Source organism: Rhizobacter fulvus (genome assembly GCF_964020785.1).
Genome location: NZ_OZ224516.1, coordinates 3,200,883 through 3,213,106, shown reverse-complemented (window position 1 = coordinate 3,213,106; position 12,224 = coordinate 3,200,883). Strand labels below are relative to the sequence as shown.

The window sequence follows — 12,224 nt, the reverse complement described above, 5'->3', positions numbered from 1 at the left end:
CCATGCGCATCCTCGGCATCGACCCCGGTCTGCGGACCACCGGCTTCGGCGTCATCGAATCGGTCGGCTCGAAGCTCCACTACGTCGCCAGCGGCACGATCAAGACCGAGTCGGTCGTGTCGGGCTCGCTGCCGGAGCGGCTGCGCGTGATTTTCGACGGCGTGCGCGAGATTGCCGCGCGCTACGAGCCGACGTGCGCGTCGGTCGAGATCGTGTTCGTGAACGTCAACCCGCAGTCGACGCTGCTGCTCGGCCAGGCCCGCGGCGCCGCGCTGACGGCGCTGGTGACGGCCGACCTGACCGTCTCCGAATACACCGCGCTGCAGATGAAGAAGGCCATCGTCGGGCATGGGCAAGCGCGCAAGGAGCAGGTGCAGGAGATGGTGATGCGCTTGCTTTCTTTGCCGGGGTTGCCGGGGAAGGACGCGGCGGATGCGCTGGGATTGGCGATCTGCCATGCGCATGCGGGCTCGTCGTTGGCGGCCTTGGCTCGAAGCGCCACGCTGGCGCCGCGTGCGCATGCGCAGTATCGGCGGGGGCGGACTTACTGAGCTTCTTGCTTGCGTGTTTGCATGCTTGCGACGGTTGGCGCGCGTCGGGCAGGCGGCACCCACCACCGGAGCACGTCGTCGGAAGGGCTTCCACCTGTGCCGCAAAGGCGCGCCCGGGTGGGCTGCGCAGCCTCTGGGAAGCCTCGAGCAGCGCAGAGTGTGTGGCCGCGCGCGCAGCGCGCCTCGTGATCTGACTTCCGAGCGCCTGTCTGAACGGAGCGAACGCAGTGAGCGTAGTGAGTTGGCGAGGAGGACAGTACGCCCGAGCAGCGCAGAGCAGTCGCCGCGCAGCGGCGACCGCCTCCGAGAAGCGGAGCAGCCCACCCGGGTGCGCCTTTGCCGCCACGACTGCAAAACCGAGCGCGGTCTCGGCCACAATCCACCCCCTATGTACGCCCTCTTCGAAGAAGCCGGAAAGTTCCTCGCCGGCCGCGTGATGACGGAAGCCGACACCTCGATGCAGATCGAGCTCGACTCCGGCAAGCGCGTCAAGGTCAAGTCAGCCAACGTGCTGCTCAAGTTCGAGAAGCCGCAGCCGGCAGACCTGATCGCCTCCGCCCAGACCATCGCGAAGGAGATCGACCTCGACCTGGCGTGGGAATTCGCGCCTGAAGATGAATTCAGCTTCGGTGACCTGGCGCGCGAGTACTTCGAAGCCAGCGCCGGCATCGAGAAGCAGGCCGGCGCGCTGTTCCGGCTGTTCGAGGCGCCGCACTACTTCCGCCGGCTCGGCAAGGGCCACTTCAAGAAGGCACCGGAAGAGATCGTCAAGGCCGCGTTGCTCGGCATCGAGCGCAAGAAGCAGGTCGCCGCGCAGATCGAGGCCTGGGCCGGCGAGCTGGTGCGCGGCGAGTGCCCGCCCGCGGTGCGCGAGCAGCTCTACAAGCTGCTGTTCAAGCCCGACAAGAACGCGCCCGAATACAAGGCCGTCGTCGAGGCCGCCAGGCAGTCGCAGAAGCCACCGCTCGAGCTGCTGAAGGCGGCGGGCGCGATCGACTCGCCCTACCAGTTCCACTGGCGCCGCTTCCTGTTCGAGAACTTCCCGAAGGGCACCGGATTCCCGCCGCTGCAGGCGCCGGCGATCAAGGAGACGCTGCCGCTGGCCGCGGTGCGCGCGTTCTCGATCGACGATTCGCAGACGACCGAGATCGACGACGCGCTGTCGGTGCAGGGGCTGGGCAGCGGCAGCGTGGTGTTCGGCATCCACATCGCCGCGCCGGGGCTGGCGTTCGCGCCCGACTCGCCGGTCGACGCCGTCGCGCGGGCACGCCTGTCCACCGTCTACATGCCGGGCCACAAGCTGACGATGCTGCCGGACGACGTGGTGCAGGCCTACACGCTGATCGCCGGACGCGAGTGCCCGGCCGTCTCGCTGTACGTGACGATGGACGAGGCGACGTTCGCGATCACAGGCAGCGAAACCAAGCTGGAACGCGTGCCGATCGCCGCCAACCTGCGTCACGACCAGCTCGACAGCGTGATCACCGAGGCCACGCTGCTCGGCGACGCGCCGGCGGACTACGAGTTCGCACCCGAGCTGGCGTTCGCGTTCCGCCTCGCGCGCCACCTGAAGGCGCAGCGCGAGATCGTGCGCGGCAAGCCCGAGAACTTCAACCGGCCCGACTACAACTTCCGCCTCGACGGTGTCGAAGGCGGCGAACCGAAGGGCACGGAACAGGTGCTGATCACGACGCGCCAGCGTGGCTCGGCACTCGACCTGATCGTGGCCGAGGCGATGATCCTGGCCAACAGCACCTGGGGCGGCTGGCTCGCCGATTGCGGCGTGCCCGGCATCTACCGCAGCCAGGCCAGCATGGCGCCGGGCGTGAAGGTGCGCATGAGCACCAAGCCTGCGCCGCACGCCGGCATGGGCGTCGCCCAATACACCTGGGCGACCTCGCCGCTACGGCGCTATGTCGACCTCGTGAACCAGTGGCAGATCATCGCCTGCGCGCGCCACGGCCGCACCGCGGCGCTGGCCGCGCCGTTCAAGCCGAAGGACGTGCAGCTGTTCGCAATCATCTCGGGCTTCGACTCGGCCTACGCCGAGTACAACGGCTTCCAGCAGGCGATCGAGCGCTACTGGGCGCTGCGCTCGCTGGCCCAGGACGGCATCACCGAGCTCGACGCCGTCGTGATGAAGGATGGCCTGGTGCGCGCCGACACGCTGCCGCTGGTGTTCCGCGTCGGCGGCGCCGAGTCGCTGCCGCGCGGCGCGCACGTGCGGGCACGCGTGGTCGGCACCGACCTGCTGACGCTCGACCTGCATGCGACGCTGGCAGCGCGCCTCGATGACGTGCCGGCCGATGCCGCCGCTGCCGCCGAGCCCGATGCCGACGAACTCGCCGAGAGCGCCGGCCCGTTGACCCTGGCGATCGACGTTCAGGGTGACGACGCCGCCGACCCGGCGGCCGCGCAGACTGCCGACACCACCACGCCCTGACCCGCCCCGCCGATGCTGCGCAAGCTCTCGACCCTGCAACTCGCGTTGATCGTCTCGTTCGGTCTGCATGCGGCGCTGCTGACGGTGCGCATCGTCGATCCGGAGGGCTTCAACCGCATCTTCCAGGACACGCCGCTCGAGGTGATCCTGGTCAACTCGCGCTCGGGCGAGCCTCCGGAGAAGGCGCAGGCGATCGCGCAGGCCGCGCTGGCCGGCGGCGGCGAGGCCGAGGCGGGGCGCGCCACTTCGCCGCTGCCGCCGTCGGCGCTGGTCGAGGTGGGGGACTCGAACGAGGAGGCACGCAAGCGCATCGAGCAGTTGCAGGAGACGCAGCAGCAGCTGCTCGCGCAGATCCGCCGCGAGCTCGCGCTGCTGCCGGCGCCCGACCCGCAGCGCGAGCAGGGCAATCCGGACGAGGCGGCGCAGGAAGAACGGCGGCGCCAGCTGGTGCAGTTGCTCGCGGAGATCGAGAAGCGCGTCAACGAGGAGAACGCGCGCCCGAAGAAGCGCTACATCAGCCCCGCGACCCGCGAAGAGGTCTATGCGCTGTACTACGACGCGCTGCGTCGCAAGATCGAGGAGCGCGGTACCCGCAACTTCCCCGAGAACCAGGGCAAGAAGCTGTACGGCGAACTGACGATGAACGTGACGGTGGACACCGAAGGGCGCGTCGTCGACACCGAGGTGGTGCGACCGTCCAAGTCACGCGTGCTCGATCGCCGCGCCATCGCGATCGTGCGGGCGGCGGCGCCGTTCGGGCCGTTCAACGCGGCGATGCGCAAGCGTGCCGACCAGCTCGTGATCACCTCACGCTTCAAGTTCACGCGCGAAGAGGGTCTCGAGACCACACTCAGCGCCACCCCGTCGAATTGAGTTTCCCCATGGACAAGTACGTCGTCGCCGGCAACCCGGTGGAGCACAGCCAGTCGCCGTTCATCCAGAGCGAGTTCGCGCGCCAGACCGGGCAGGCGATGGAATACGGGCGCCAGCTGATCCCGCTCGACGGCTTCGTCGCCGCGATCCGCGCGCTGGCCGATGGTGGCGCGAAGGGCTGCAACATCACCGTGCCGTTCAAGTTCCACGCGTTCGAACTGGCGGCACGGCGCACGCCGCGTGCCGAGCTGGCCCGCGCGGCGAACGTGCTGCGCTTCGACGCGCCTGGCTGGCTGGGCGACAACACCGACGGCATCGGCCTGGTCCGCGACATCGAGCGCAATGCCGATGTGCCGCTGGCCGGCGCGCGGGTGCTGCTGATCGGCGCCGGCGGCGCGGCGGCCGGCGCCCTCGGGCCGCTGCTGGCCGCGCACCCGGCCGAAGTGGTGGTCGCGAACCGCACGCTGGACAAGGCGAAGGCGCTGGTCGAGCGGCACCGCCCCGTGGCGGTCGAGACCTTGCTGAGCGCCGCGACGCTGGAAGGCTGCGGCCGCGACTTCGACGTCGTCATCAACGCATCTGCGAGCAGCCTGCAGGGCGCCGCGGTACCGGTCTCGCCGGTCACGCTGGCCCCGGGCGCACTCGCGCTCGACATGATGTACGGCGCTGCCGCGGCACCGTTCCTGGCCTGGGCCGAGGACCACGGCGCCCGCGGCCGCGACGGTCTCGGCATGCTGGTCGAGCAGGCGGCGGCGGCGTTCGAACTCTGGCGCGGCGTGCAGCCGGCCACCGCCCCGGTGCTCGCGGCCCTGCGCGAGCGGATGAGCAACGCGTCCAAGGCCGCCGAGGCGTGAGATCCGCCTGGCGCCTGTTCGCGCTGGTGCTGCTGTCGGCGCTGGCGTTCCAGCTCTTCCTGCTGGCTCGCGTCGCGCTGATGACCGTGGTGGATCCCCAGTCCACCACGTTCCAGCGCTCCGAGGCCTGGCGGCTGCTGACCGAGAAACACGCGCTCGCCTGGAACCAGCAATGGCAACCCTACGCCCGCATCTCGCCGAACCTGAAACGCGCGGTGATCGCGTCGGAGGACGCCGGCTTCGCCGAGCACAGCGGCGTCGAGTGGGACGCGCTCGAAAAGGCGTGGGAGCGCAACCAGAAGGCCGAGGCGCGGGTCGAGAAGATCAACGAACAGTTCGACCGACGCCTGCAAAAGCTGCCGCCGGCCAGGGCGGCGGCGGTCAAGCTGCCGCCACGCGCCCAGCCCAAGGTGGTCGGCGGCTCGACGATCACCCAGCAGCTCGCGAAGAACCTGTTCCTGGGCGGCGAACGCAACCTGTTGCGCAAGGCGCAGGAGTTCGTCGTCACCTTCATGCTCGAGGGCCTGCTCAGCAAGCAGCGCATCCTGGAGATCTACCTGAACAATGTCGAGTGGGGCGAGGGCGTCTTCGGCGCCGAGGCGGCGGCGCGCCATTACTTCCATGTCGGCGCCGACCGGCTGGGCGCCACGCAGGCGGCGCAGCTCGCGGTCATGCTGCCGGCGCCCAAGCGCTTCGAGAAGCGACCTGGCTCGGCCTACGTGATCGGCCGGGCGGGTACGGTCAGCGCGCGGATGGGCGCGGTCGAGCTGCCCTGAGCGCTTGTTCCTAGAATCACGCATGAGTTCAGCGCTGACCGAAGAGATCGCCGCCGCCGCGGCGCGCCTCGTCGTCGAGGAAGGCATGGAGTACGGCCCGGCCAAGCGCCGCGCGGCGCGAACGCTGGGGCGGTCATCGACCCGGGCGTCCGAATTGCCCGGCAACGACCTGGTCGAGGACGAGGTGCGCCAGTACCTCGCGATCTTCTGCGCCGAGACCCAGCCGCGCGAACTCGCTGCGCTGCGGACCGTGGCACTGGTGTGGATGGAGCGCCTCGCCGAGTTCCGCCCGCACCTGACGGGCGCGGTCTGGCGCGGCACCGCGACCCGGCTGAACAACGTGCACCTCGAACTGTTCTGCGACGACTCCAAGGCCGCCGAGCTGGCGCTGATCGACCGGCACGTGGACTACGACGTCGGCAGCCGGCCGGGGCCGCGCGGCGAACCGATCGATGTGCTGAGCGTGGCGCATGCCTGCCCGGAACTGGGCGAGCGCGTCACGGTGCACCTGAGCGTGCTCGACCACGACGACCTGCGCGGTGCACTGAAGCCCGATTCCGGCGGCCGTTCGCAGCGCGGCGATCTCGCGGCGTTGCGCAAGTTGATGGCGGCCGAGGCCGAATGAACCGGCGCGGCGTACTCGTGGGCGGCGTGGCCGTGACGGCCGCGGCCGTCGGCGCCGGCGTGGCCTGGCGGCGCCATGCCGCCGCGCCGGGCGACGACGCCGAGCGCGAACTCTGGCGCGCCCGCTTCGAGCGGCCCACCGGTGGCAAGCCACTCGCGTTCGAGGCCCTGCGCGGCCGCCCTCTGCTGCTGAACTTCTGGGCCACCTGGTGCCCCCCTTGCGTCGCCGAGCTGCCGATGCTCGATCAGTTCCAGCGCGACCAGGCCAAGAGCGGGTGGCAGGTGGTCGGACTCGCGGTCGACAACCTCGAGCCGGTGGTCTCGTTTCTCGCCCGGCGCCCGGTCTCCTTCGACATCGGCCTGGCGGGTGTCGATGGCATCGTGCTGGCCAAGCGGCTCGGCAACACCGGCGGCGGGCTGCCATTCAGCATCGTCTTCGACCGATCCGGACGTGCCGCGCAGCGAAAGCTCGGCGCCATCGGTGTCGACGACCTGCAGCATTGGGCGGCGACGGTCGGGTGATCACCTCGGACCGCGAAATTCGGCATTGGTCTTTCAGCGCTTGTCAACTGCACGCAATTTCAGTCAAGTCGCGTAAAGTACCGCACCTTGTTGTTGCAAACCCGGGTCGGAGGAATCGACTTCACCGGGTGACTCGTCTGAAAAAGATCACGACGCCTATCGGCACGATGAATGCAAGAAGCCGGTCCCTAGGACCGTGAACCGGCGCAACGCCACCTCCGACTCATTCTCCCGGCTGCCCGCGCGGCAGCCGCCCCGACAGGAACCGCACACGCCATGGACCTCCGCAAACTGAAGACGCTGATCGACCTCGTCTCCGAGTCGAACATTTCCGAGCTCGAGATCACCGAGGCCGAAGGCAAGGTACGCATCGTCAAGGCCGATCCGGCCGGCGCGCCGGCCACCATGCAGTACGTGCAGCAGATGCCGATGGCGATGCCGGCCCCCGCCGCGCCCACAGCCGCGCCGGCCGCCGCGGCCGAAGTGCCGGCTGCGCCGGTCGAGACCGGACATGTGGTGAAGTCGCCGATGGTCGGTACGTTCTACCGCGCCGCCAACCCGAACTCGAAGGCGTTCGCCGAGGTCGGCGATCCGATCAAGGAAGGCGACCCGATCTGCATCATCGAGGCGATGAAGATCATGAACGAGATCGAGGCCGACAAGTCCGGCACGGTCACGCGCATCCTGTGTGAGAACGGCCAGGCCGTCGAATTCGGGCAGCCCTTGTTCATTATCGAATAAGGCCACCATGTTCAAGAAGATCCTGATCGCCAACCGCGGCGAAATCGCCTTGCGGATCCAGCGCGCGTGCCGCGAGATGGGCATCAAGTCGGTCGTCGTCTATTCCGAGGCCGACCGCGACGCGAAGTACGTGAAGCTGGCCGACGAGGCGGTCTGCATCGGCCCGGCATCGTCCGCGCAGAGCTACCTCAACATGCCGGCGATCATCTCCACGGCCGAGGTGACCGACGCCGAGGCGATCCACCCGGGCTACGGGTTCCTGTCCGAGAACGCCGACTTCGCCGAGCGCGTCGAGCGCAGCGGCTTCACCTTCATCGGGCCGACGCCGGCATCGATCCGCGTGATGGGCGACAAGGTGTCGGCCAAGCAGGCGATGATCAAGTCCGGCGTGCCGTGCGTGCCGGGCTCCGAGGGCGCGCTGTCCGAAGACCCGAAGGAGATCATCAAGGCGGCGCGCGCAGTCGGCTACCCGGTGATCATCAAGGCCTCGGGCGGCGGCGGCGGCCGCGGCATGCGGGTCGTGCACACCGAAGCGGCGCTGATCCATGCGGTGCAGACGACGCGGGCCGAAGCCGGCGCCGCGTTCGGCAACCCGGCCGTGTACATGGAGAAGTTCCTCGAGAACCCGCGCCACATCGAGATCCAGGTGCTGGCCGACGAACACAAGAACGCGGTCTGGCTCGGCGAGCGCGACTGCTCGATGCAGCGGCGCCATCAGAAGATCCTCGAGGAGGCCCCCGCGCCCGGCATCCCGCGGCGCGTGATCGAGCGCATCGGCGAGCGCTGCGCGGCAGCCTGCAAGAAGATCGGCTACCGCGGCGCCGGCACCTTCGAATTCCTGTACGAGAACGGCGAGTTCTTCTTCATCGAGATGAACACCCGCGTCCAGGTGGAGCACCCGGTCACCGAACTGGTGACGGGCATCGACATCGTGCAGATGCAGATCCGCATCGCCGCCGGCGAGAAACTGCCGTTCACGCAGCGCAACGTGCAGATGCGCGGGCATGCGATCGAGTGCCGGGTCAACGCCGAGGACCCGTACAAGTTCACTCCGTCGCCGGGTCGCATCACGATGTGGCACCCGCCGGGCGGCCCCGGCGTGCGCGTCGATTCGCACGCGTACACCAACTACTACGTGCCGCCGAACTACGACTCGATGATCGGCAAGATCATCGTCCACGGCGACACCCGCGACCAGGCGCTCGCGCGCATGCGCATCGCGCTGTCGGAAATGGTGGTCGAGGGCATCCAGACCAACATCCCGCTGCACCGCGAGCTGATGGTCGATGCCAAGTTCATCGAGGGCGGGACCAGCATCCACTACCTCGAAGGCTGGCTCGGACAGCACAAGCGCTGACCATGGTCGAGCTGATCCTGCTCGCGCCCGAGGACAGTGTCGAGAACGTCAGCGATGCGCTGATCGACGAGCTCGACGCGTTGTCGGTCTCGGTCGAGGACGCCGACGCCGACACCGATGCCGAGCACGCGTTGTTCGGCGAACCGGGCATGCCGGCTCCGAAGGCCGGCTGGCAACGCTCGGTCGTGCGCGCGCTGTTCCCGGACGACGCGGCGGCGACCGAAGCGGCGACGCTGCTGCTGGCGCAGGACTGGGCGCAGGCCGTCCATGTCCAGGCGATCCAGCCGGTGCCCGAGCAGGACTGGGTGCGCCTGACGCAATCCCAGTTCGCGCCGGTCCCCGTGACGCCCGAGTTCTGGATCGTCCCCAGCTGGCACGAGCCGCCGCCCGGCGCGACCCGCGTGATCCGGCTCGACCCGGGTCTGGCGTTCGGCACCGGGACACACCCGACCACCCGCATGTGCCTGCGCTGGACCGCGCAACAACCCGCGGAGCGCCGTGCGCGCTGGAACCGCGTGCTGGACTACGGCTGCGGCTCCGGCATCCTCGCGATCGGCGCGGCGCTGCACGGCGCCGACCGGATCGACGCGGTCGACATCGATCCCGCCGCGGTCGAATCCACCACCGCGAACGCCGTGGCGAACGGCGTCACGCTGAACGCGGGCCTGCCCGATGCGGCGAGCGGCACGTATGCGCTGGTGTTCGCGAACATCCTCGCGACGCCGCTGACGCTGCTGGCGCCGCTGCTCTGCGCCCACGTCGCGGCGGGGGGCGACCTGGTACTCGCCGGCATCCTGGAACGCCAGGCCGATGCGCTCCGGACAGCCTACGCGCCGTGGCTCGCGCTGCAGGTCAGCGACACCGAAGACGGCTGGATCCTGATGACCGCGCGCCGGCCCGGCTGAAGCGAGCGCTGCGAGATGATCCGCCGATGAGCCTGGCCACGCGCTGCACTGCCTGCGGCACCGTCTTCCGGGTGGTGCAGGACCAGCTCAAGGTGTCCGAAGGCTGGGTGCGCTGCGGCCGCTGCAGCGAGGTGTTCAACGCGCTCGAAGGCCTGTTCGACCTGACACGGGAAACCCCACTCGAAGCGCCGATCGACCTGCCGCCGCAAGTGCCACGGCCGGCCGCGGGCATCGACGCAGCGCTCGGCGACAAGATCGATGCGCAACTGCAGCGCACACCCGACGAGCCCGACCAGGCCCCGGCGGTCAGCGCGCGCGACCGGCTCGAGTTCCCGGACGCGCGCTTCGATACCCACCTGCTGTCCGAGCCGGGCAGCGAGGTGGCGCAGGACGATGGCGCGGCACTGACCGTGGCGTCCGATGAAAGCGCGCTGCTCGACGACGACATCGAGGCCGCATCGGCCGAGCCGGCGCCCGAATTCGTGCAGCGCGCGCAGCGCCAGGCCCGCTGGCAGTCGCCCACGATGCGCGCCGCGTTCGGCGGCGCTGCCGCCCTGCTGATCGTCGTACTCGCGCTGCAGGTCATGCACCAGCAGCGCGATTTCATCGCCGCGCGCTGGCCCGCGACGGCACCGGCACTGGCGTCCTGGTGCGAGGCGCTGTCGTGCACGATCGCCGCGCCGCGCCGGATCGAGGATGTCGCGGTCGACAGCACGGCCTTGACCCAGTCGACGTTGCCCGACGCCTACCGCCTGGCGGTCGTGTTGCGCAACCGCGGCGCGATTCCGGTCGCGATGCCTTCGCTCGACTTGAGCCTGACCGACACGACCGGGCAGCTGGTCGCGCGCAAGGTGCTGACGCCGCGGGATTTCCGCGCGGCTGCGGCACCGATCCGTCCCGGCACCGATGCCTCCTTGCAACTCGAGTTCTCGGCCGGCGGTGCACGCGTCACCGGCTACACCGTCGAGGTGTTCTACCCCTGATCCGGTGGTCCGCGCCCTGGCACGCGACCCTTCCTTTCCCACTCTTATCGGAGCCCTTTCATGTCGGCACTCATTTGCGGATCGCTCGCCTTCGACACGATCGCGACCTTCCCAGGCCGCTTCGCGCAGCAGATCCTGCCCGAACAACTGCACATCCTGAACGTCTCGTTCCTCGTGCCGACGTTGCGCCGCGAGTTCGGCGGCTGCGCCGGCAACATCGCCTACTCGCACCGCCTGCTCGGCGGTCAGCCGCTGATCATGGCGGCCGTCGGCACGGACGGCGCCGAGTACCTGCGGCGCATCGAGTCGTGGGGCGCGAGCACGGCGCTGGTCCGCAACGTCGCGGACACGCACACCGCGCAGGCGATCATCATCACCGACACCGACAACAACCAGATCACAGCGTTCCATCCGGGCGCGATGCAATCGGCCCACCTGAGCCAGGTGCCGGCCGACGCCGACATCCGCGTCGCGATCATCGCTCCGGACGGCCGCGACGCGATGCTGCAGCACGCGGCGCAACTGGCGCAGGCGAAGATCCCGTTCATCTTCGATCCGGGCCAGGGTCTGCCGATGTTCGACGGCGCCGATCTGCGCGACTTCGTCGCCAAGGCGAGCTGGGTGGCGGTCAACGACTACGAGGGGCAGATGCTGTGCGAGCGCACCGGCGAGACGCTGGCGAGCCTGTCGCGATCGCACCTGAAAGGCATCATCGTCACGCTCGGCGCCGAAGGGTGCGATCTGTGGCAGCAGGGCGAGTGCGTCCGGGTGCCGGGTCACCGTGTCGACAACGTCGTCGACCCGACCGGCTGTGGCGACGCGTTCCGCGCGGCGCTGCTCTACGGCATCGAGCAGGGCTGGCCGCTGGAGCGCAGCGTGGCGCTCGGCAACCGGATCGGCGCGACCAAGGTAGCCTACCGCGGCGGGCAGAACCACCCGGTGAACCTGGCCGAGCTCGAGGCTTGACCGAACCGGCGCGCAAGAGTCGCGCGCCCAAATAAAACAGCCCGGCAAAAGCCGGGCTGTGTGCTCACGCGCTCGCGATCAGGGCTTGCTGCCCGTCGGGAACGGCCAGGCGGCCTGAGGGCTCAGGGCGGTCTTGGCAGGGGCAGCCGGCGCAGGGGCAGCGGCAGCGGCCTTCTTCGCAGCAGGCTTCTTGGCCGCCTTTTTCGCAGCGGCCTTCTTCGCGGGGGCCTTCTTCGCAGCCGCCTTCTTCGCAGGAGCCTTCTTCGCAGCGGCCTTCTTCGCCGGAGCCTTCTTCGCAGCGGCCTTCTTCGCAGGCGCCTTCTTGGCGGCGGCCTTCTTCGCCGGCGCCTTCTTGGCGGCGACCTTCTTGGCCGGAGCCTTCTTGGCCGGAGCCTTCTTGGCGGCCGCCTTCTTGGCCGGCGCCTTCTTCACGGCCGCCTTCTTGGCCGGAGCCGCCTTCTTTGCAGCGGCTTTCTTTGCCGGAGCTTTCTTCGCAGTTGCCATTTCGTTTCTCCTTGATCAAGTTGCAAAAAGAACCGCTGCACATCGGCGTACGCCGCTGTGCAGCAGCTATTCATCGCCCGGAGTCTGCCCAGGAGGGGCGCCCCAGTACGGTGAATCCAGTGGCG

General features: G+C 69.3%; 13 protein-coding genes. 12 read left to right on the top strand and 1 reads right to left on the bottom strand.

The features are described 5' to 3' along the window. Positions 1-2 precede the first annotated feature (2 nt). The 12 genes from ruvC to ACWH49_RS15295 all read left to right on the top strand — a co-directional run bounded on the left by ruvC (position 3) and on the right by ACWH49_RS15295 (position 11,595). Positions 3-551 carry a crossover junction endodeoxyribonuclease RuvC gene (ruvC, locus tag ACWH49_RS15350; RefSeq protein WP_448172234.1) on the top strand — a complete coding sequence of 183 codons (549 nt, stop codon included), beginning with the start codon at positions 3-5 and terminating at the stop codon, positions 549-551. A gap of 388 nt (positions 552-939) precedes the next feature. Further along, positions 940-2,994 (top strand): ribonuclease catalytic domain-containing protein, encoded by a 2,055-nt coding sequence (locus ACWH49_RS15345; protein WP_448172233.1) that lies wholly within the window; start codon positions 940-942, stop codon positions 2,992-2,994. Positions 2,995-3,006: 12 nt separating this feature from the next. After that, entirely contained in the window at positions 3,007-3,867 is an 861-nt protein-coding gene (locus tag ACWH49_RS15340; RefSeq protein ID WP_448172232.1) for an energy transducer TonB, read from the top strand. Beyond that, a complete protein-coding gene (aroE, locus tag ACWH49_RS15335; protein ID WP_448172231.1) occupies positions 3,864-4,721 on the top strand; it encodes a shikimate dehydrogenase in 858 nt (285 codons plus the stop codon). The genes ACWH49_RS15340 and aroE overlap by 4 nt, the downstream gene beginning before the upstream one ends. Then, positions 4,718-5,497 carry a transglycosylase domain-containing protein gene (locus ACWH49_RS15330; protein ID WP_448172230.1) on the top strand — a complete coding sequence of 260 codons (780 nt, stop codon included), beginning with the start codon at positions 4,718-4,720 and terminating at the stop codon, positions 5,495-5,497. Before aroE ends, ACWH49_RS15330 begins: the two co-directional genes overlap by 4 nt. A gap of 22 nt (positions 5,498-5,519) precedes the next feature. Continuing rightward, the gene (locus ACWH49_RS15325; protein ID WP_448172229.1) at positions 5,520-6,122 is read left to right on the top strand and encodes a hypothetical protein; all 603 of its coding nucleotides are present in this window, start codon (positions 5,520-5,522) and stop codon (positions 6,120-6,122) included. Next, positions 6,119-6,643, top strand: coding sequence for a TlpA disulfide reductase family protein (locus ACWH49_RS15320; protein ID WP_448172228.1), 525 nt, complete (start codon positions 6,119-6,121; stop codon positions 6,641-6,643). The genes ACWH49_RS15325 and ACWH49_RS15320 overlap by 4 nt, the downstream gene beginning before the upstream one ends. Before the next feature lie 276 nt (positions 6,644-6,919). Then, a complete protein-coding gene (accB, locus tag ACWH49_RS15315; RefSeq protein ID WP_448172227.1) occupies positions 6,920-7,384 on the top strand; it encodes an acetyl-CoA carboxylase biotin carboxyl carrier protein in 465 nt (154 codons plus the stop codon). A gap of 7 nt (positions 7,385-7,391) precedes the next feature. After that, entirely contained in the window at positions 7,392-8,741 is a 1,350-nt protein-coding gene (gene accC / locus ACWH49_RS15310) for an acetyl-CoA carboxylase biotin carboxylase subunit (protein WP_448172226.1), read from the top strand. 2 nt (positions 8,742-8,743) lie between these two features. Then, complete coding sequence (prmA, locus tag ACWH49_RS15305) at positions 8,744-9,646, top strand: 50S ribosomal protein L11 methyltransferase (protein ID WP_448172225.1); 903 nt, start codon at positions 8,744-8,746, stop codon at positions 9,644-9,646. A 26-nt stretch (positions 9,647-9,672) separates the two neighbouring features. Then, positions 9,673-10,629 carry a zinc-ribbon and DUF3426 domain-containing protein gene (locus ACWH49_RS15300; protein WP_448172224.1) on the top strand — a complete coding sequence of 319 codons (957 nt, stop codon included), beginning with the start codon at positions 9,673-9,675 and terminating at the stop codon, positions 10,627-10,629. A gap of 60 nt (positions 10,630-10,689) precedes the next feature. Next, entirely contained in the window at positions 10,690-11,595 is a 906-nt protein-coding gene (locus tag ACWH49_RS15295) for a carbohydrate kinase family protein (protein WP_448172223.1), read from the top strand. 78 nt (positions 11,596-11,673) lie between these two features. Here ACWH49_RS15295 and ACWH49_RS15290 read toward each other — a convergent pair whose 3' ends face one another. Then, positions 11,674-12,099: a histone H1-like DNA-binding protein gene (locus ACWH49_RS15290; RefSeq protein WP_056461439.1), complete on the bottom strand. Its 426-nt coding sequence runs from the start codon at positions 12,097-12,099 to the stop codon at positions 11,674-11,676. Positions 12,100-12,224: the final 125 nt, after the last annotated feature.